Raw genomic sequence first — 18,913 nt, 5'->3', positions numbered from 1 at the left:
ATTGCACCGTTGTCATTCGCCTACTATCTTGTCCGCGAAGTCAGGAACGAAAAACCTCAAGTTTTACTTGAGGTTCGGGAGGAAAGCTCATGGCCGTAGTTAATAACGCCGCCAATATCAAAGTCATCGGGGTCGGCGGGGGCGGTGTCAATGCCGTTGATCGCATGATTCAAGACGGACTTGCCGGTGTGGAATTTATTGCCGTTAATACCGACGGACAGTCCCTGGTGAAATCCGAAGCGGAAACCAAACTTGATATTGGTCGCGAGGTTTCCAAGGGCCTGGGCGCGGGTGCGGATCCCTCGGTGGGTAAGCGCGCCGCGGAAGAAAACGTGGAAGTTATCCAAAGTGCCCTTGAAGGTGCGGATATGGTGTTCGTCACCGCTGGTGAAGGTGGGGGAACCGGCACCGGTGCCGCCCCCGTGGTTGCCAAGGTGGCTCGGGATCTGGGAGCGCTGACTGTCGGCGTCGTTACTCGTCCCTTTGAATTTGAAGGCGCTCAGCGCGCCAATAACGCCTCCATGGGTATCGCAGAACTGCGCCAAGCGGTGGATACCCTCATTGTTATCCCAAATGATCGCCTCCTGGAGATCGCCGAAGAAGACCTCACCATTATTGAGGCCTACCATCTCGCTGATGAGGTGCTGCGCTCAGGCGTCAAGGGAATTTCTGACCTCATTACCATTCCGGGCCTGGTCAACCTCGACTTCGCGGATGTCAAGGCCATTATGAAGGACGCGGGTACCGCACTCATGGGTATCGGCTCGGCCTCCGGGGAAGATCGTGCGGTGCGCGCCACCGAAAGCGCCATCTCCTCCCCGCTGCTGGAAGCCTCTATTGACGGGGCGCACGGCGTGCTTATTTCCTTCCTGGCCGGCGCGGACTTCGGTATGAAGGAGCTTGCCTCCGCCTCCAAGATGGTCAAGGAAGCGGTGGATCCGAACGCGAATATTATCGTCGGCCAGATTATCGACGAATCGCTCGGTGATGAGGTGCGCGTGACCGTTATCGCCGCGGGCTTCGATGAAGCGCGTGATCACCTGCTGCAGATGGACGGCGTTCCGGCTGGCCACGATACCGTCGAGCCGATCGAGGACCTGGCCCCGGTCGAAGCTGAACCGGAAGTCGAAGCGGTGGCCAGCCCGGCGCACCCGGTGGCCAGCCCGGCCTATCAGGCGGCCCAGTCTGAAGCGCAGGCAGTACCGCAGCGCCCGGGAACTCACCGCGCCATCCCGCCGCGGGTGGAAGAACCGCAACGTTCCGATCTGGATATTCCCTCCTTCCTTTTCGAGGAAAACTAAAGGGATTTCGAGGGAACTACGCGGGCGGGGAACTAAGAGAGCCAAAAAGCTAAGAGATCTAAGAGATCTACGGGAAACGCAGCGCATAGGAAAACTCAGGCAGTAATGACTCGTAACGCTCTGGTGGAGTGGGTAGCGGATATCTCCGTGCCCGGTGGTCGCATCCGGGCGGGATTCACATCCCGCGCGGGCGGGGTATCCCGCGCTCCTTTTGCGGGCCTCAATGTGGCCCACCACGTGGGGGATGACCCCGCGGACGTGGAGCGTAACCGGGCTCTTCTGGCAGAGCACATCGGGCAGCGCCCCGTCTATATGGACCAGGTGCACGGGGACCACCTTGAAGATGCCGGCGTTCTGACTTCCGCCGGTACCTTCGTGGCCCCCGGCACCGACGGCCTCCTCATTGACATTCCGCGTAGCTCGGGCACCGCACCGGTGCCGAGAGGTGCTGCTGCTGCTGCGGTAGTCATGGTGGCCGATTGCCTCCCCTTGCTCCTAGTGGCGCGTGATCGCCTTGCCGGGGCTGCCGTGCACGTGGGGCGGCGCGGACTGGAGGCCGGTATCGGGCCGGCCGCCGCGCGCGCCCTCGGGCCGGAGCACCTCATCGCCTACCTCGGCCCGTCCATTTGTGGGCGCTGCTATGAAGTGCCCGAGGAACTTCAGGCCAGCGTTGCCGCGAGCGTTCCCGAAGCTGCCGGGCGCACCGCCTGGGGCACTCCCTCCCTTGATATCGCGGCCGGGCTCAGCGCTCAGCTGCGCGCCGTCGGGGTACGTGAGATCCACGTCAGTTCTCAGTGCACCCGTGAAGATACCGATTTTTATTCCTACCGCCGTGCATCGCGCACCGGCCGTTTTGCTGGAGTGCTCGCGGTGGACCGTAACGCGCCCGCGGCGCGCCGTGCTGACAAGGCCGGGCGTGTCGCCTAACGTAAAACGAGAACAGTGAGAAGGGTTGGCTGCTATGGGAATGTTCCAGCGTTTTGTCTCTAAGGCAACGCTTAACGACGACGAGTACCTGGATTACCAGGACGACGCCGATTACTACGAAGATGATTACGAGGCGGAACCGGAAAGCCCCGTCAGCGAAATTCACGCTGTGGAGCAGCCCGTGGATATCGCCCGGATCATCACCGCGAAACCGCGTTCCTTCACGGAGGTACGGGGCTTCGCGGAACAGTTCCGTGACGGCCTGCCCGTCATTATCAACCTGGCCGAAGCTGACGATATTGCGCGTAATCGCATTGTTGACTTCGCCACCGGGATCTGCTTCGGGCTGCACGGGGATCTCAATAAGATTTCCGCAGATGTCCTGCTCATGACCCCGCGTACCGTTCGTATGGAAAACCAGCGCCCGGAGTCGCGCGATTCGTTCTAATGGCAGTAGTTGGAATTATCCTTTCCACCCTCATCAGCATCTACCTTTTGGTGCTGCTCGCGCGGGTGATTATTGATCTAGTAACCATTGCGGCGCGTGATTGGCGCCCCAGTGGCGCCCTTCTCGTTATCGTTAATATTGTCTACGCGCTGACGGACCCGATTCTTAATCTGGTGCGCAAAATTATCCCGCCCTTGCGGCTCGGAGGTATCGCGATTGACATCGGTTTCATCGTTGTTTTTATCGTGCTTCAAATCCTCAACGGGATAATTTTACGTATCTTTGTCTCGTAGTTCGCCCAGATGAGGTAGGCTTTATCCGAGAGCCGTGTGCTCATAACACAGTCACGTGCTCTTAACACAGTTTCGTTACACTACTTGAGGTGAGAAATGGCAATGCTCACGGCACAGGATGTCATGGATGTCCGCTTTAAGCGCCCGGAAACCGCGGAGACCGGTTACGACGAGGTACAGGTCGACGAATTCCTTGACGCGATCTACGAAACCATCGTCGATCTGTCGAAGCAGCTTCAGGAAGCGGAGAATCGCGCCACCGTCGCCGAAGCGCGCGTGACCGAACTCCAGAACGGTTCGGGTGAAGAACCCGCAGCGCCGGACCAGGCCACAACCACCGCGTCCTTCGCTCAGCCCACCGGTACCGTTGGGGAACAGGCGGCTGCCGTGCTCCAGATGGCACAGCAGACCTACGAAGAACTCGTGGCCCGCGGTGAAACTGAGAAAGCTCAGAAGATCCAGGATGCGGAAACCCGCAGCGCCAAGATCATCGAGGATGCCGAAGCTCAGTCCAACCGCACGCTGGCCCAGCTGGAGCAGGAACGCGGTTTGGTGGAGCGCAAGATCTCCGAGCTGCGTGACTTCGAGCGTGATTACCGCACGCGGCTGCACAGCTACCTCGAGACGCTGCTCGCCAACGTCGATTCTGGCGCGCAGGAACCCGAAGCTCGTAACTAGTGCGTATGGTGAGGCGAAGCACCTCGTGGTTCCTCATCCTCGTGGGGGCGCTGGCCGTTGTGGCCATCGACCAACTCACGAAGCAGTGGGCCATCGCTAACCTCAGCCAAACGGAGCGTATCGCCATTGTGGGGGATGCCCTCGGGCTGCACCTGGTCTTTAACCCGGGTGCAGCATTCTCTCTGGGGGCAAATTCCACCCGCGTTATCACCGTCATCGCGCTGGTTGTGGTGCTCGCGGTCTTCCCCGCCCTCGCGGCGCGGGTACGTCACCGGTGGATTGGTGTCGGTCTTGCCCTCATGTGGGGTGGCGCGGCCGGTAACCTCATCGACCGTATCTTCTTCGAACCGGGCGGTTTCGCCGGGCACGTGGTCGATTTCATCGCCTACTTCGACTGGTTCGTAGGGAACGTGGCCGATATTGCGCTGGTGGCCGGGGCCGTGATCATGATCGCGGTAGCGTTCTTGATGAACGACGGCGCAGCTTCGGAATCAGCGGATTCTGGCGCGACTGCGGATACCGGAGCGCTTCCAGTTTCCCGGTCGGCAGATGCGGTGCGTCCATCAGATTCTGTGCCCGCACCGGGTAGCCCCGAGCGAGGCGACTAGCATGTGGCGGACCTATCCGGTCACGGAAGAATTCACCGACGCACGCATTGATGCCGCTATCGCGCGTCTCACCGGCCTTTCGCGCGCCGAAGTACAGCGCCTGATCGATACCGGGGACGTGCTCCTGGACGGTAACCCGGTGGCGAAATCAGTTCGGCTGCGCGCGCAGAGCATTCTAGAAATCAATATCCCAACCCCGCGCACCGTTGCCCCGCGCGGGGGCGACGTCACCATCCCCATCCTCTACGAGGATGGGGATCTCGTGGTGGTGGATAAACCGGCAGGTCTGGCCGCCCACCCTTCCCTCAACTTCACCGGCCCGGACGTCCTGGGCGCTCTTATGAACGCCGGGGTGCAACTCTCCGCCTACGGCCCGGCCGAACGCAAGGGGATTGTGCATCGCTTAGATGTGGGAACCTCCGGGTGTATGGTGGTGGCCAAATCCGAACGCGCCTACGTGCTGCTCAAGGATGAGTTCCGTCAGCGCGTTCCGGAAAAAATCTATCATGCCCTCGTCCAAGGGCATCCCGACCCGCTTTCCGGTACCGTAGATGCCCCTATCGGGCGCGATCCGCGCCACCAGTGGAAAATGGGGGTGCGCGCGGATGGGCGCCATTCCGTCACGCACTATGACACCCTCGAAGCGATGGCCGGAGGTAGCCTCCTCCAGGTTCACCTGGAAACGGGACGCACCCACCAGATTCGGGTGCATATGTCGGCCCTCGGCCACCCCTGCGTGGGCGATGCCACCTACGGGGCCGATCCGGGGCTGAGCGAAACGCTCGGTCTGACCCGCCAGTGGCTGCACGCCACCCATCTCGGCTTCGAACACCCGGACGGCAGCTGGCGCGAATTCGAGGCCCCCTACCCGGCGGATCTCGCCACCGCGCTCGAACGTATGCGAGCGGGAGTTTTTTCATGACGACGGCGCAGCTACGTTGCCGCGAGGGAGACCTGGAGCGGGCGCGCGCCCTCCGCATCGAAGTCTTTTGCGGGGAGCAGGGCGTGCTGCTGGAAGAAGAACTTGACGATATAGACGAACGCGCCCACCACGTCGTCGTCGAAAACACAGCGGGTGAAGCACTCGGAACCGCGCGGGTATACGCAACCGATGAGGGCGTTGTACACCTGGGGCGGGTGTGCGTACGCCACTGCGCCCGCGGGCTGGGCGTGGGCCGTGTCGCCTGTGAGGCCGCGGCCCAGATCGCGCTGCGCGAATTCGGACACGCCGGGCAGGTGCGCATTGTCCTCGATGCTCAAGAGGACAAAATCGGCTTCTACCGGGCCCTCGGCTACGAACTCACCGCCCGCGAGCCCTTCCTGGACGCGCGCATCTGGCACCGGGAAATGGCGCGGATAGTGAGCGCTGGATAGACTAGGCCCCATGGCCGCTCCCTCAGATTTCGTTCACCTCCACACCCATACCGAATACTCCCTGCTGGACGGGGCCGCGAAAATCAAGCCGTTGGTAGCGCAGGCCGTTGCCCAACATCAAAGTGCGCTGGCCATTACCGATCACGGCTACTGCTTCGGCGCCTATGAGTTTTACCGGGCCTGTAAGGACGCGGGTATCAAGCCGATTATCGGGGTGGAAGCATATATGACCCCGGGTACCTCGCGCTACTCCAGCAACCGGGTGCTGTGGGGGGACGAATCGCAGCGCAGCGACGATGTGTCCGCGCGCGGGGCCTATACCCATATGACGCTGCTGGCCACCAATAACACCGGGATGCATAACCTTTTCCGGCTTGATTCGCGCGCCTCGCTGGAAGGCCAGATGGGCAAATGGCCCCGCATGGATATCGAGCTTCTCGAGGAGCTGCACGAAGGTCTCATCGGCACCGCCGGTTGCCCCTCCGGGGAGGTGCAAACCCGACTGCGGCTGGGGCAGCACGCCGAAGCTCTGGAAGCCGCCGGGCGGATGCAGGAGATCTTCGGTAAAGAAAACTATTTCGTGGAAATCATGGACCACGATAATGAAATCGAGCGGCGCACCCGCAATGATTTGCTGGATCTCGCTAAGAAAATCAATGCGCCGCTACTGGCCACCAATGATTCGCATTATGTGCGCGCGGAGGATCATTCCGTCCAAGATGCCATGCTCTGCATTAACTCCGGTTCCACCCTCCAGGATCCCAACCGTTTCAAATTCGACGGCCACGGCTACCACCTGCGTTCCACCGAAGAAATGTACCGTCTCTTCGGGGACCTACCCGGAGCCATGGAAAACACCCTGCTGGTGGCCGAACGCTGCAATATCTCCTTCACCACCGCCGCCGAAGGCGCTAATTACATGCCGGTATTCCCGGTTCCCGCCGGGGAGGACATCACCTCTTGGTTCATTAAAGAAGTGGAACGCGGCTTGCATTCGCGCTACGGGGAACATATTCCCGATCACGTGCGCCAGCGTGCCAACTACGAGGTGGAGGTCATCGTCCAGATGGGCTTCCCCGGCTACTTCCTCGTGGTGTCCGATTACATTCTGTGGGCCAAACGCAATGGCATCCGGGTGGGCCCGGGGCGTGGCTCCGGGGCCGGTTCCATGGTGGCCTACGCGCTGCATATCACCGAATTGGATCCCATCGAACACGGCCTCCTCTTCGAACGTTTCCTCAACCCGGAACGCGTATCTATGCCTGATATTGACGTGGATTTCGATGAACGGCGCCGCGGGGAAGTCATCGCGTACGTCGAAGATAAATACGGGCATGACAAAGTCTCCCAGGTGGTCACCTTCGGCACCATTAAAACGAAGCAGGCCCTCAAGGACGCCTCCCGGGTGCTCGGTTACCCCTTCGAGATGGGTGAACGCCTCACCAAAGCCCTCCCGCCCTCGGTCATGGGCAAAGACATCCCGCTCTCCGGCGTTTTTGATGAAAAGAATTCCCGCTATATGGAAGCCGGGGAATTCCGCGATATGGTCTCCACCGATGTGGATGCCAAACGTGTTTTCGACCTGGCCCAAGGCATCGAAGGGCTCACCCGCCAGTGGGGCGTGCACGCCTGCGCCATCCTTATGTCCTCGGTCCCGCTCACCGATGTTATCCCGGTGATGAAACGTCCGGCTGACGGTGCGGTCATCACCCAATTTGAATACCCCGAATGCGAGGATCTCGGCATCCTCAAAATGGACTTCCTAGGGCTGTCCAATCTCACCACGATTGAGGACGCCCTGGAAAATATCGTGGCGAATAATAAAGAGCCGCTCGATATCGATAATGTTCCCCTTGACGATGAGCGCACCTTCGAGCTGCTCCAGCATGCCGATACCCTCGGTATTTTCCAGCTGGATGGCTCGGGGATGCGCACGCTGCTCAAGCAGATGAAACCCACCAACTTCGAGGACATTTCCGCGGTGTCCGCGCTCTACCGCCCCGGCCCCATGGGGATGAACTCCCATACCAATTACGCGTTGCGCAAGAACGGCCTGCAGAAAATCGAGGCGATCCATCCCGAACTGGAGGAGATCCTCGAGCCGATTCTGGCCCCCACCTACGGCCTGATCGTTTACCAGGAACAGATCATGCAGATCGCCCGGACGGTGGCCGGTTTCACCATGGGCCAGGCAGATTCGCTGCGTAAGGCCATGGGCAAGAAGAAAAAAGACGTCATGGATAAGATGTACGTCGATTTCGAAGCCGGGATGGTGGCCCAGGGCTTTAGCAAGGACGCGGTGAAAACCCTGTGGGGCACCATGGAGCCTTTCGCGTCCTACGCGTTCAATAAGTCCCATTCGGCCTGCTACGGCGTTATCTCCTACTGGACGGCCTACCTGAAAGCCCACTACCCGGTGGAATACATGGCGGCCCTCCTCACCTCCCGCAAAGACAATAAAGACAAAATGGCGGTCTACCTCGGGGAAGCCCGCCGCATGGGCATCCGGGTGCTCGTCCCCGATGTGAACGAATCCCTGGCGAATTTCTCCGCCGTGGGGGAGGAGATCCGCTTTGGGCTGTCCGCGGTGCGCAATGTGGGCGCGAAAGTCGTGGACGGCATTATTAGCGCCCGCGAAGAAAAGGGTGCTTTCACTTCCTTCCAGGACTTCCTCGATAAGGTCCCCCTCGAGGTCCTCAATAAGCGCAGCGTGGAATGCCTCGTGCGCGCCGGGGCTTTCGATTCCATGGGCTATACCCGCCGCGCCTTGCTCTCCAAAGTCGCGGAAGCGGTGGATGCCGTCGTCGCCCTGAAGAAGAATGAAGCGGTGGGGCAGTTCGATTTGTTCGGCGGTTCGGAAATCGCCGGCGGGGTGGAGGTCGATATCCCCGAGCTGCCCGAATGGGATAAACGCGAAAAGCTCAACCTCGAGCGCGATATGCTCGGCCTGTATGTTTCCGACCACCCGCTCTCCGGCATGGAACATATTTTGGATCGCGCGGCCGATACCACGGTGGTGCGGCTTTTGGACGACGACGCCGCAACGGACGGGCGGACTGTGACCTTGGCCGGACTCGTGACAGCTGTCCAGCCGCGCATCTCCAAGAAAAACGGGAAGATGTGGGCGACGATTGTTCTGGAGGATATGACGGGCAGTACGGAGATTAACTTCTTCCCGGCCACCTACCAGACCGTGGCCGGGCTGCTCGCCCCGGATCAGGTAGCCATTATTACCGCGCGCGTCTCGGATCGTGATGGCAATATTCAGCTCTCCGCACAGGATATGAAAATTCCCAGCGGTGACCTGCTCCCGGATTCGCCCGTGGACGTTCAGCTGGCGGAGCGCATGTGCACCCGCGATCTGCTCGGGCAGCTCAGCGAGTTGCTGCAGCTCTACCCGGGGAGTGCCCCGGTGCGGCTCCATATCCAGCGCCCCGGCCGCACCTCGGTGGTGCAGGTGGGCCAAGAGTTTTATGTTAAACCCGAAGCGCGTTTCTTCTCCGATCTCAAGGTGCTCCTCGGGCGTAACTGCTTGGTCTAGTTCGCGTTGGGTAGACTGGCCGGGTGAAGAAAACTTTGACTCGTATGGTGGCGCTGCTCGGATGCACAGCGCTGCTGGGATCCACCGCGCTGCTGGCCGGCTGCCAGCCATCCTCCACCTCGCCCGCGGATAGCGCCGCAAGCTCCGCAGCTGCACCGAGCGCGGATACCGCGCGCATTGGTGTGACGGCATCGTTCACCCCGATCCGGTGGCTCGCTGAACAGATCGGCGGGGATTACGTGGAGGTCACCTCCGCCACCCCCACCAATGTGGAACCCCATGACTACGAGTTCTCCCCGAAGCAGGTCGCGGAACTGGAAGCCACGGACGTCATCTTCTACGTCGCCGGATTCCAGCCCTCCCTCGATGCGGCGATTTCTACCATCGGGGGTGGTAACGCTGTCAATCTGGCCGATGCCGCCAAGCTGGTTCACCACCGCGGTCTAGCCGATAATCACGGGGATGAAGCCACCGAAGCCGGGCGCGTTCTGGATCCGCATTTTTGGCTTGATCCGGTGCGGATGCGGGACGTAGGCGAAGCCATCACGGCGTCGCTTTCCTCCATGGACCCGGAGCATCGCGCTGATTTCGAGGCGAATTTCGCGCGCCTCAAGAACGAGCTAGCCGATCTTAATTCGCGCTATTCCACGGGCCTCGCCCAGTGCGCTACTACTACCGTGGTGTCCTCCCACGCGGCTTTCGGTTACCTCACGGACCGTTATAACCTCGTCCAGGTGGGAATCTCGGGGATTGACCCGGATCAGGATCCCTCCCCGCTCGATATTTCCGAAGTGAAACGCATTATGGCGGAAACCGGGACCCGCACCATCTTTGCGGAAGTAAATAGCCCCGCGAAAACCGCCGAGGCCATCGCCGCGGAAACCGGCGCGCAACTCTCCTCGCTGAGCACCGCGGAATCCGATCCGGATGGCGCGGGTTACCTGAGCATTATGGATACCAACCTCGCCCACCTGCGTGAGGGATTGCAGTGCCAGTAAGTCCGTCCCCGGCACCCGGCACGGGCGCGATATCCGTTGCGGGCCAGGCCCCGGCGCAGTCTACGCTTCCCCCGGCCCTCCTTGCCCGCGACCTGTGTATTACCCTGGGCGGGCGCGAGATCGTGCATTCGGCCCACCTGGAGATAGCGGCCGGGGAATCGGTGGGGATCTTCGGGCCCAATGGCTCGGGTAAATCCACCCTCGTCAAGGGGCTTCTCGGCGTCGTTGCCCACACCGGAACCGCGCAAATTTTCGGGGCGGATACCGCACGCCCCCGCCAGGTGCCCTGGCACCGGGTGGGCTACGTGCCCCAGTCGATGGTGCACGCCGGGAACTTGCCCGCCACCGCGCTGGAAGTTGTGCGCTCCGGTTTACTATCCGGGCGTCACCTTTTCGCGGACAAGGGGAAAGCGGCCCGCGCCGCAGCCTATGACGCCCTCGCGGCGGTGGGACTGGAGGATCGCGCCCAGGATCCGGTACGGGTCTTTTCCGGCGGCCAGCAGCACCGCGTCATGATCGCCCGCGCGCTGGTGCGCCGCCCCGATCTACTGGTGCTTGACGAACCGCTGGCCGGGATCGATGCCCGTGCCCGCGCCGATCTGGCCGATATCCTCACCCGCCTGCACGGCGCGGGGCTCACCCTCGTGATGGTGCTCCACGAACGCGGGGAACTCGCTCACCTGGTGCACCGCGATATCCAGGTATCAGATGGCTACGTTCACGGGGGAGTGGCGCAATGATCGCAGATATTCTTTCCTCGCCCCTCATGATGCGTTCCCTGCTGGTAGCGGTACTCGTGGGGCTGGCAGCGCCGGTGGTGGGCAGCTACCTCGTCCAACGCGGCATGGCCCTCATGGGCGACGGTATCGGGCACGTGGCTCTCACCGGGGTGGCCCTCGGCTGGCTCACCGGCACGTGGTTGCATGGCCAACCCGAACGTTTCGCGGTGCCCGGTGCCCTCGTTATCGCGGTGCTCGGCGCCCTCATTATCGAATGGGTGCGGTCCGCGGGAATTACCTCGGGGGATACCGCGCTCGCGATTTTGTTCTACGGGGGTATTGCCTGCGGGGTGCTGCTCATTTCTCTTGCGGGTGGCACGACGGCGAACCTCAACTACTACCTCTTCGGCTCAGTTACCACGGTCACGGGGCAGGACGTGTGGTACACCGTGGCCCTCACCGTGGTTATCCTCGCGGTGGGTATCGGGCTGCGCGGCCCGCTTTTCTCCGTGACGAACGACGAAGACTTCGCGCGTGCCTCGGGACTGCCGGTGCGGGCCTTTAATATCCTCATCGCGGTCACGGCAGCGCTCACGGTCGCGGTGTCCATGCGGGTGGTGGGTATTCTGCTGGTGTCGGCCATGATGATCGTCCCGGTGGCCACCGCCCAGCTGGTGTGCTCCTCCCTGGCGCATACCCAGCGCCTGGCCATGGGGCTCGGATGCGGAGCCGCACTTGTCGGATTGGTCATTACCCGCTATGTTTCTGCCTCTCCGGGGGCTATGATCGCGGTGATTCTCATTGCCGGGTACGCGGCCGTGGCAATGGTATCCACGCTGGTACGGCGCAATCACAGGAGGGTTCATGAACGCGTCTAAACCGCGGGTAACTGCCCAGCGGATCGCCATTTCGAAGATGGTGGAAACGATCCCAGAATTTGTTTCCGCCCAGGAGCTCCACGAAAAACTTTCTCGGGAGGGCCGGCGCATCGGGCTCGCCACCGTGTATCGCACCTTGCAGGCCATGGCGGAGGAGGGGATTCTCGATACCATGCAGGAGGGGACCGAAACTCTCTACCGCTATTGTGAAACCGAAGAACACCACCACCACCTCATGTGCCGGCGCTGCGGCAAAACCGTGGAAATCGCACTCGAAGGTGCCGAAGATTGGGTGCGTTCGATTGCCACCGCCAACGGTTTCTCGGATGTGGACCACACCCTTGAACTCATTGGGGTCTGCTCTGATTGCGCCGGGCAAACAACCGGGCGGGGTGGGCAGGGAACGAGCCGCACCGGAGAAAGCGCGGGTCGCTGAGCATGGATTCTTTCGCGTTCCTGGCCGGGCGTTCCTTTGCCTTCGTCTATCTTTTTCTTTTCCTCGTGGTTTCCTTGCGCTCCAGCGCCACCTTCTGGTTGGGCCGCTATGCCGCTTACCTGGTGGCGCGCCAGCGTGAACCGCGCAATCGCCTCGCCCACCGCGCCTGGGCCTGGGCGCATGACGAACGCGTTATCGCGGCCTCGGCACGGGTGGCGCGCCGCGGCTGGCCTCTCGTCACTCTCTGCTTCTTCACCATCGGCGTGCAAACCGTCATCCTCATCGGCGCCGGGCTCACCCGCATGAGCGGCTGGCGTTTCACCTTGGCCGCGCTTCCCGGCTGGCTGGGGTGGGCGGCGATCTACTCCACGGTGGGTATGCTCGCCTTGCGAGCGGTATGGGCAGCTATTTTCGGTAACCCGTGGGGGATAGCAGCAGTGGTGGTGCTGGGCGTCGTCGTCGCATATTTCCTTTTCGTTTTCCGCACCGGCCGGGACCGCGCGGAAACGGGCGCGGCGGTAGACTAGACGGGCCACGCATCATCCGGATGCGCGCAATAGAAAGGAACAACGTTGGCTAAGCCTGCTCCCTCCCGTCTCGATAACGTTATTTCTTTGGCCAAGCGCCGCGGTTTCGTGTTCCCCGCCGGGGAAATTTACGGCGGCACCCGCTCGGCCTGGGATTACGGCCCGCTGGGAACCGAGCTGAAAGAAAATATTAAGCGCCAGTGGTGGCGTTACATGGTGCAAAGTCGCGATAACGTTGTCGGCATTGACTCCTCCATTATTTTGCCGCGGGAAGTGTGGGTGGCATCCGGGCACGTCGGGGTGTTCAACGATCCGCTCATCGAATGCCTCAACTGTCACAAGCGCCTGCGCATGGACCAGCTCCAGGAAGCCCAGGCCGCGAAGAAGCATATTGACGACCCGGATTCCATTACCACCGCGGAGCTGGGCTGCCCGCATTGCGGGGTGAAGGGCCAATGGACCGAGCCGCGCGATTTTAACATGATGCTGAAAACCACCCTCGGCCCGGTGGAAGATGAATCCGGCTTGCACTACCTGCGCCCGGAAACCGCCCAGGGTATTTTCGTCAATTTCGCGAATGTACAAACTACCTCGCGCAAGAAGCCGCCGTTCGGCATCGGCCAGATCGGCAAGTCTTTCCGCAATGAAATCACCCCCGGAAACTTCATTTTCCGCACCCGTGAATTTGAGCAGATGGAACTGGAGTTCTTCGTCAAGCCCGGGGAGGATGAAGAATGGCACCAGTACTGGATTGACCAGCGCCTAGATTGGTACAAGGACCTGGGGATCAACCCGGAGCACCTGCGCCTGTACGAACACCCCCAGGAAAAGCTCTCCCATTACTCTAAGCGCACCGTGGATATCGAATACAAATTCGGGTTCCAGGGATCGGATTGGGGCGAGCTGGAAGGCATCGCCAACCGTACCGATTTTGACCTCACCACCCATATGAAGCATTCGGGTAAGGATCTGTCCTACTTCGACCAGGCCAGCGGGGAACGCTATGTTCCTTACGTGATTGAGCCCTCCGCCGGGCTGACCCGTTCACTTATGGCTTTCCTCGTGGATGCTTACGTGGAAGATGAGGCGCCCAATACCAAGGGCGGGGTGGATAAGCGCACCGTGCTGCGCTTGGATCCGCGCCTGGCACCCGTCAAGGCCGCGGTGCTCCCGCTCTCGCGCAATGAGAAGCTCACCCCCTTGGCGGCGGATCTTGCCGCGCGCTTGCGGGCCTCGTGGAATGTTGATTTCGACGACGCAGGAGCGGTCGGGCGCCGCTACCGCCGCCAGGATGAAATTGGCACCCCGTACTGCGTGACCGTGGACTTCGATACCCTCGAAGATCAGGCGGTCACGGTACGCGACCGCGACACCATGGAGCAGGTCCGTATCCCGCTAGAGAAGGTGGAGGGCTTCCTGGCCCAGAAACTGGTGGGCTGCTAGAGGCTCGTCACTCGTACGCGCAGCGCGCCGCGCGGCTGGGCGAGGGCAACCACATCGCCCTCCGCCAGCGCGCTGCCGCGGCGGGTTTCTACCCGACCGTTCACGCTAATATCGCCCGCTTCGATAAGCTCGCGGGCCTCGGCGCCCGAAGCCGCCAACGATGCTAATTTCACGAACTGGCCGAGTTTAATCGGCAAACGAACCTCGATGCTGGGGATAGCGGTGTCGGTCATGACGGTCCTTTCACGTGGGCGGAGTGCTGGCTTCTACTTTAGCGCGGCGCTGCTAGCATAATGATCGTGCCCGCGGCGGGGCGCGGAGGGAGAACACGTATGGATGCACTGCCGGTGATCTTCGGTAATGAGGTGGAAGCCTATAGTTTTGCGCGGCTTTTCCACGAAACCTACGGGGTGAATTCGCTCGTCGTTGCCGAATACCCGCGCGGGCATATTAATAACTCCTCGATTCTCTCGGTGCGGTACTGCGAACGCCGCATTATGGAGGACGAAGAAAAATTCGTGGCCTTGCTTAACTCCCTGGCTGCGGAGTTTGCGGATCGTACCCTCATCTGCCTCGTTAATGTTGACGAGGGCGTGGACGTTATTGTGCGTAACCGGCACCGTTTGGCCTCGAATTGGTTCTTCCCTTTCGCCGCCCCGGAGGTCGTGGACCTGGCAAATTCGAAAGAGGCGATGGCGCAGGTATACGAAAAGGTGGGGGAGGCGGCTCCGCGGCGCGCCGTCGTCCATTTATCCCGGCCCGAAACCTGGGACGCGGCCCTCGCTGCGCTGCCGTTCCCCATTGTGGTGAAACCTGCGCGCGCGGATAACCCCACCTCGCTGTACGCCACGGGTCTGAAAAAGGTGGAGGTATTCGACGACGCCGCCGCAGCCCGCGCGAAATTTGCCATGCTTGCCGGCCGCCAGGTTGGTATTGACCTTATCGCCCAAGAGCTTATTCCGGGGGATGACACCACCCAGTGGGTTGTCAATGGCTATATTGATTCACGCGGGCACCTCAGCGCGATTGGCTCGGGGAGGGTGTTACTGGGATTGCATGAGCCTTCTCTTATCGGCAATGCTGGGATTATCCTCACGGATCCGGATGGTTTCCTCACCGACCGGGCCGAACGGATCGTGCGGGAGGTTGGCCTGCGGGGCTTCTTCTCCATGGACGTGAAAATAGATCCGCGCACCGGCCGGGCCTACTGGCTGGATCTCAACCCGCGGGCCGGGCGCGGGCACTACTACCTTAAGGTGGGCGGGGTGAATCTGGCGCGTGCCCTGGTGGCGGATATCGCCGGGGAAACCGCGCCCCTCCAACGGGTTAACCGCGCCGGTATTTTCGCGATTATTCCCGCGTGGCTGGCGGGCCGGAACTATGTGCGCGATCCGCAGCTGGCTGCGCAGGTGCGGCGAGTGCGCCGGCGTGGCCCGGTGGTCAATCCGATTGCCTATAGCAAGGACCGCCACCTGAAACGCGCTATTTTCCGGATGCTTTCCGATATTCGCGCGGTGCAGAAAATGCGGCGCTTCTACCCGCATCCCACCGAATCTGGATTCTAAGGATAAGCTCAAGGCATGCGTTTCTTCCCCCCGCGCCGCCCGACGGGGCGGCATTTTGTGGCCGATGATTGTGCCGATGCCCGCCCGGAACTAGCGGAGCCCGATACCTCCGCTAGTTCCGGTGCAAAAAGCGCGAGTGCCGCGCGGGCCTCCATCATTATGTTCTTCGGCACGCTCGTCTCGCGTATCCTCGGCCTGGTGCGTTCCCCGATTCTCCTCGGCGCGGTGGTGGGCCTGACCTCACCGGCCGGAAATGCTTTCGGGATTGCCAATAAGCTCCCGAACCTCATCTACATGATTATTGTGGGCGGCCTGGTCAATGCGGTGCTGGTGCCGGCGATCGTGCGGGCCACCAAACGGGGGGAGAAAGAAGGCGCCGCTTTTATTAACAAGCTCCTCACCGTGGCGATTGTGGGCCTGGGGGCGGTGACGGTGCTTATTACTCTGGCCGCGCCCGCCGTGGTGAAAGTTATGGCGGCCACCATGTCCGAGGACTGGTATCGTCTCACGGTGGCCTGGGCCTACTGGTGCCTGCCTCAGATTTTCTTCTACGGCATGTACACCGTTATCGGGCAGATCCTCAACGCCCGCGAAAACTTCGGGCCCTATATGTGGGCGCCGGCTCTCAATAACGTGGTGGCGGTTCTCGGGATGCTCGCCATTCTTGCCATTTTTGGTTCGGCCACCCCGGAGGACGCTCTGGAAGCCGGGCGGTGGACCGCCTCGCGGGTGGGCTGGCTCGGTGGTATTTCCACCCTGGGGATCGTGGCCCAAGCGCTTATCCTTATCTGGCCGCTGCGCCGCCTGGGTATCCATTTCCGTTTCGATTTCCGGTGGCGTAATTCCGGGTTGGGGGCGGCCGGCCGGGCTTCCTGGTGGATGCTCCTCATGATGGTCACCTCGATCATCCCGACGGCGCTCATTTCCAATGCCGCCGCCGGGGCCTCTGACCGGGCCATTCGCATGGGCATGAATTCGGAGTACGTCGCGGGTAATTTCGCTTACGACACCGCCTACACGATCTACTCCCTACCCACCTCGCTTTTCGTCGTTTCTATTGCCACCGCTGTCTTTACCCGGATCTCGCGGGCGGCCGCGGATGGAGATAGGGATCGCATGCGCCGCGATGTTTCTCGCACCCTGCGCATCGTCTCCACCATCATGTTCCTGGCGGCCATCGGTCTCATGGTTTTCGCGGTTCCCGTCTCGCGGCTTTTCGCTATTACGTCGAGCGCGGAGCAGGCGGTCACCCTGGGGAAAGTGGTGGCTTCCATGGCCCTCGGGCTCTTTGGGATCGGTGCGGTGAGCGTACTCGACCGCGTTTACTACGCCTTTGAGGACACCCGCGGTGCCTTCCTCATTAGCTTGCCGTTCCAGGGCGCCTCCTGCGTGCTCACGGTATTCTGTGCGCTGCTGCCGCCCCAGCACGTGGTGTGGGCGGTGGGTATTGTGGGCTCCCTCGCCAATATTTTTGCGGTCATCGTGATGTTGTGGCACCTGTCCCCGCGCATGGGTGGGGTCGACGGCGCCACCCTGATATCCTTCCATCTCAAACTCCTGGCGATTTCCGGGCTGGCGGCCGCGGCCGGCTACGGGGCGGCCCGCCTGGTGGGCCCCGTCTTTAGCCCCATGACCCCGGCGCAGGCACTCCTGGCCCTCATCGTGGGAGGAAGCGTCATGGTGCTGATCTACGTGGGCGGCATGAAACTCGCAAAAATGGAAGAAATCGACGTGCTTTTCCGCCCCGTGGCGAAGATCCTGGCCCGGTTGCGCCGGCGTTCATGAGGCCGCGCGGGGAACTAGCCGGGCTGCGCCGGTGGCGCAGCCCCGTCGTCGTACCGCTGCCGCGGCACCGTGCCGGAAAACCTAGAGCAGCGCTCCCGTGAGCCTGGCCTCCGGGCGCAGCGGCAAGGCGAAAGTGCCGATAAATTCCTCCACGTTCCCGTTGAGTTTGCGTTTGTACTCAAGCACCGGGTAATCAGGGGCGGACTCGTCAAAAATCCCGGAAATCCCGAGAGTGTTATAGGTGGAAATACCGTGGGCGGCCGCCCAGCGCAGCAGGGTGGATTCCACCGGGTAATCGCGATTATAGGTGGTGAAATCCTTATTGAAGCCGCGGAGCAGCTGCACCAGTTCGTCACCCCAGCGGAAAGCCAGCACCCCGGCGAAAGGCACACTAGTGCCGTAACGCTGCGCTAAATCACGGGCCTCGGTTTCCTGCTTGACCAGGGAGGCGCGCTGATTACCGAGCTCCTTGAGCGCTCCCGCCTTTTTGCGAGTATGCGGCTCGGTGGAATTCTGTGCGATCTGCTCATCGAGGCGGGCAATATTCGCGGTGATCTCCTCCAGGTAGGTGGCCGGATGCGCGTAGGCAATCGCGAGGAAAGCCCGCTCCGGGCCCAGTTTCTCCATCATCGCGGTATACAGGTGCGCGGAATAATCCGAGATTTCGGCCATCTCGGTGCGCTCGCGCGAGGATTCGTAAAGCTGGTGGAAAGTCTCCCACAACTCCACGCCTCCGGTACGCACCTCCACGCCGTAGCGCCCCACGTGCTTGACTTGGCGGCGCATTGTTTTCGTGAGGGAATCAGCGATCTCCTCGAAGCTCTTTCCAGCAATATCCTTCGTATAAATAAAATGAATATCGGCCGGGTCATTGGGATCCACCGCGACGCGCTGGAAGCCGGCCGCGCTCAGCTGCGCAGTTACCCGCGTACCCAGGGCAGAATCCGCCACTTTGTCAGTGTCTGCGTAGAAAGCCGCGGGAACATTAGGCGTGATACGCAACGCGATCACCCGTTTCTTCGCGGCGAGGTAGCCCTTGAGTTCCGTGAAAAAGAAATCCACCAGCTCGGCATCTTCCCAATCCAGGGTGGGGCCGTTGGTAATAATGGCGCGAGTGAAAAGCTTTTTCCACGGCTGGTAGGTTATAAGGGCGACGCCGCGCAGCTCGGAGCCCTCGCGTACCCCCACATAATCAACGGTGTCTCCCTGCTCCGTGCGCCACTGGCCGTATTCGGGAAGCTGAGCGAGGAAGAGCCGGGAGCTGTGGCGGGTGGCGGAGGCGTACTCTTCGGCAGTCAACGTGGTGAAATGCATGTAGACAGTCTAATGATGACGGTGGGGGCAAGCCCGGGAAGAAACACCGGTTTCCACGCGCGGCGGTGGGCCGGTAGC

The 18,913-nt window shown here is 61.4% G+C and carries 19 protein-coding genes; 17 read left to right on the top strand and 2 right to left on the bottom strand.

The annotated features are described in order from the left end of the window. The first annotated feature begins 89 nt into the window (after positions 1-89). The 15 genes from ftsZ (at position 90) to DDD64_RS00885 (ending at position 14,171) form a co-directional block, all read left to right on the top strand. Positions 90-1,301, top strand: a complete 1,212-nt coding sequence (gene ftsZ / locus DDD64_RS00955; RefSeq protein ID WP_126134617.1) for a cell division protein FtsZ — start codon at positions 90-92, stop codon at positions 1,299-1,301. A 105-nt stretch (positions 1,302-1,406) separates the two neighbouring features. Then, positions 1,407-2,228, top strand: coding sequence for a purine nucleoside phosphorylase YfiH/LACC1 family protein (locus DDD64_RS00950; protein WP_126134616.1), 822 nt, complete (start codon positions 1,407-1,409; stop codon positions 2,226-2,228). A 40-nt stretch (positions 2,229-2,268) separates the two neighbouring features. Then, positions 2,269-2,676, top strand: a complete 408-nt coding sequence (locus DDD64_RS00945; RefSeq protein ID WP_241227323.1) for a cell division protein SepF — start codon at positions 2,269-2,271, stop codon at positions 2,674-2,676. Next, a complete protein-coding gene (locus tag DDD64_RS00940; RefSeq protein WP_126134614.1) occupies positions 2,676-2,969 on the top strand; it encodes a YggT family protein in 294 nt (97 codons plus the stop codon). The genes DDD64_RS00945 and DDD64_RS00940 overlap by 1 nt, the downstream gene beginning before the upstream one ends. A 96-nt stretch (positions 2,970-3,065) precedes the next feature. Beyond that, positions 3,066-3,647: a DivIVA domain-containing protein gene (locus tag DDD64_RS00935; RefSeq protein ID WP_016442554.1), complete on the top strand. Its 582-nt coding sequence runs from the start codon at positions 3,066-3,068 to the stop codon at positions 3,645-3,647. 5 nt (positions 3,648-3,652) lie between these two features. Further along, entirely contained in the window at positions 3,653-4,255 is a 603-nt protein-coding gene (locus DDD64_RS00930) for a signal peptidase II (protein ID WP_126134613.1), read from the top strand. Position 4,256: 1 nt separating this feature from the next. Further along, positions 4,257-5,177 (top strand): RluA family pseudouridine synthase, encoded by a 921-nt coding sequence (locus DDD64_RS00925; RefSeq protein ID WP_126134612.1) that lies wholly within the window; start codon positions 4,257-4,259, stop codon positions 5,175-5,177. Next, positions 5,174-5,629, top strand: a complete 456-nt coding sequence (locus DDD64_RS00920; protein WP_126134611.1) for a GNAT family N-acetyltransferase — start codon at positions 5,174-5,176, stop codon at positions 5,627-5,629. Before DDD64_RS00925 ends, DDD64_RS00920 begins: the two co-directional genes overlap by 4 nt. Before the next feature lie 10 nt (positions 5,630-5,639). Further along, positions 5,640-9,170: a DNA polymerase III subunit alpha gene (gene dnaE / locus DDD64_RS00915; RefSeq protein ID WP_126134610.1), complete on the top strand. Its 3,531-nt coding sequence runs from the start codon at positions 5,640-5,642 to the stop codon at positions 9,168-9,170. Positions 9,171-9,193: 23 nt separating this feature from the next. After that, positions 9,194-10,168: a metal ABC transporter substrate-binding protein gene (locus DDD64_RS00910; RefSeq protein ID WP_241227322.1), complete on the top strand. Its 975-nt coding sequence runs from the start codon at positions 9,194-9,196 to the stop codon at positions 10,166-10,168. Further along, a complete protein-coding gene (locus DDD64_RS00905) occupies positions 10,159-10,908 on the top strand; it encodes a metal ABC transporter ATP-binding protein (protein WP_126134609.1) in 750 nt (249 codons plus the stop codon). The genes DDD64_RS00910 and DDD64_RS00905 overlap by 10 nt, the downstream gene beginning before the upstream one ends. Then, positions 10,905-11,765 carry a metal ABC transporter permease gene (locus DDD64_RS00900; RefSeq protein ID WP_126134608.1) on the top strand — a complete coding sequence of 287 codons (861 nt, stop codon included), beginning with the start codon at positions 10,905-10,907 and terminating at the stop codon, positions 11,763-11,765. Before DDD64_RS00905 ends, DDD64_RS00900 begins: the two co-directional genes overlap by 4 nt. Then, positions 11,752-12,201, top strand: coding sequence for a Fur family transcriptional regulator (locus DDD64_RS00895; RefSeq protein ID WP_126134607.1), 450 nt, complete (start codon positions 11,752-11,754; stop codon positions 12,199-12,201). Before DDD64_RS00900 ends, DDD64_RS00895 begins: the two co-directional genes overlap by 14 nt. A 2-nt stretch (positions 12,202-12,203) precedes the next feature. Beyond that, positions 12,204-12,728 carry a VTT domain-containing protein gene (locus DDD64_RS00890; protein ID WP_126134606.1) on the top strand — a complete coding sequence of 175 codons (525 nt, stop codon included), beginning with the start codon at positions 12,204-12,206 and terminating at the stop codon, positions 12,726-12,728. Positions 12,729-12,773: 45 nt separating this feature from the next. Next, positions 12,774-14,171: a glycine--tRNA ligase gene (locus DDD64_RS00885; RefSeq protein ID WP_126134605.1), complete on the top strand. Its 1,398-nt coding sequence runs from the start codon at positions 12,774-12,776 to the stop codon at positions 14,169-14,171. Here the strand turns inward: DDD64_RS00885 and DDD64_RS00880 are convergent. Next, a complete protein-coding gene (locus DDD64_RS00880) occupies positions 14,168-14,404 on the bottom strand; it encodes an RNA-binding S4 domain-containing protein (RefSeq protein WP_126134604.1) in 237 nt (78 codons plus the stop codon). The two genes, DDD64_RS00885 and DDD64_RS00880, sit on opposite strands and share 4 nt — an antisense overlap. A gap of 99 nt (positions 14,405-14,503) precedes the next feature. Here DDD64_RS00880 and DDD64_RS00875 point away from each other — a divergent pair, with 99 nt between their 5' ends. Together DDD64_RS00875 and murJ are read left to right on the top strand one after the other, a co-directional pair. Beyond that, positions 14,504-15,736, top strand: coding sequence for a carboxylate--amine ligase (locus tag DDD64_RS00875; RefSeq protein ID WP_126134603.1), 1,233 nt, complete (start codon positions 14,504-14,506; stop codon positions 15,734-15,736). Between the two features lie 15 nt (positions 15,737-15,751). After that, complete coding sequence (murJ, locus tag DDD64_RS00870; protein ID WP_126134602.1) at positions 15,752-17,521, top strand: murein biosynthesis integral membrane protein MurJ; 1,770 nt, start codon at positions 15,752-15,754, stop codon at positions 17,519-17,521. Between the two features lie 81 nt (positions 17,522-17,602). Here murJ and DDD64_RS00865 read toward each other — a convergent pair whose 3' ends face one another. Continuing rightward, the gene (locus DDD64_RS00865; RefSeq protein WP_126134601.1) at positions 17,603-18,835 is read right to left on the bottom strand and encodes a lipid II:glycine glycyltransferase FemX; all 1,233 of its coding nucleotides are present in this window, start codon (positions 18,833-18,835) and stop codon (positions 17,603-17,605) included. Positions 18,836-18,913: the final 78 nt, after the last annotated feature.

The organism is Actinotignum sanguinis, from assembly GCF_003957255.1.
GTDB classification, from domain to species: Bacteria; Actinomycetota; Actinomycetes; order Actinomycetales; family Actinomycetaceae; genus Actinotignum; species Actinotignum sanguinis.
The sequence above is the reverse complement of the archived record's forward strand: the minus strand, read 5'-3'. Positions and strand labels throughout refer to the sequence as shown.

What these genes read in the sequence shown, in the direction of transcription:
- DDD64_RS00900 (WP_126134608.1), top strand. Translation starts at nt 10,905, where the DNA reads ATGATCGCAGATATTCTTTCCTCGCCCCTCATGATGCGTTCCCTGCTG.
- dnaE (WP_126134610.1), top strand. Translation starts at nt 5,640, where the DNA reads ATGGCCGCTCCCTCAGATTTCGTTCACCTCCACACCCATACCGAATAC.
- ftsZ (WP_126134617.1), top strand. Translation starts at nt 90, where the DNA reads ATGGCCGTAGTTAATAACGCCGCCAATATCAAAGTCATCGGGGTCGGC.
- DDD64_RS00930 (WP_126134613.1), top strand. Translation starts at nt 3,653, where the DNA reads ATGGTGAGGCGAAGCACCTCGTGGTTCCTCATCCTCGTGGGGGCGCTG.
- DDD64_RS00940 (WP_126134614.1), top strand. Translation starts at nt 2,676, where the DNA reads ATGGCAGTAGTTGGAATTATCCTTTCCACCCTCATCAGCATCTACCTT.
- DDD64_RS00895 (WP_126134607.1), top strand. Translation starts at nt 11,752, where the DNA reads ATGAACGCGTCTAAACCGCGGGTAACTGCCCAGCGGATCGCCATTTCG.
- DDD64_RS00865 (WP_126134601.1), bottom strand. Translation starts at nt 18,835, where the DNA reads ATGCATTTCACCACGTTGACTGCCGAAGAGTACGCCTCCGCCACCCGC.
- DDD64_RS00950 (WP_126134616.1), top strand. Translation starts at nt 1,407, where the DNA reads ATGACTCGTAACGCTCTGGTGGAGTGGGTAGCGGATATCTCCGTGCCC.
- murJ (WP_126134602.1), top strand. Translation starts at nt 15,752, where the DNA reads ATGCGTTTCTTCCCCCCGCGCCGCCCGACGGGGCGGCATTTTGTGGCC.
- DDD64_RS00945 (WP_241227323.1), top strand. Translation starts at nt 2,269, where the DNA reads ATGTTCCAGCGTTTTGTCTCTAAGGCAACGCTTAACGACGACGAGTAC.
- DDD64_RS00880 (WP_126134604.1), bottom strand. Translation starts at nt 14,404, where the DNA reads ATGACCGACACCGCTATCCCCAGCATCGAGGTTCGTTTGCCGATTAAA.
- DDD64_RS00925 (WP_126134612.1), top strand. Translation starts at nt 4,257, where the DNA reads ATGTGGCGGACCTATCCGGTCACGGAAGAATTCACCGACGCACGCATT.
- DDD64_RS00875 (WP_126134603.1), top strand. Translation starts at nt 14,504, where the DNA reads ATGGATGCACTGCCGGTGATCTTCGGTAATGAGGTGGAAGCCTATAGT.
- DDD64_RS00890 (WP_126134606.1), top strand. Translation starts at nt 12,204, where the DNA reads ATGGATTCTTTCGCGTTCCTGGCCGGGCGTTCCTTTGCCTTCGTCTAT.
- DDD64_RS00935 (WP_016442554.1), top strand. Translation starts at nt 3,066, where the DNA reads ATGGCAATGCTCACGGCACAGGATGTCATGGATGTCCGCTTTAAGCGC.
- DDD64_RS00920 (WP_126134611.1), top strand. Translation starts at nt 5,174, where the DNA reads ATGACGACGGCGCAGCTACGTTGCCGCGAGGGAGACCTGGAGCGGGCG.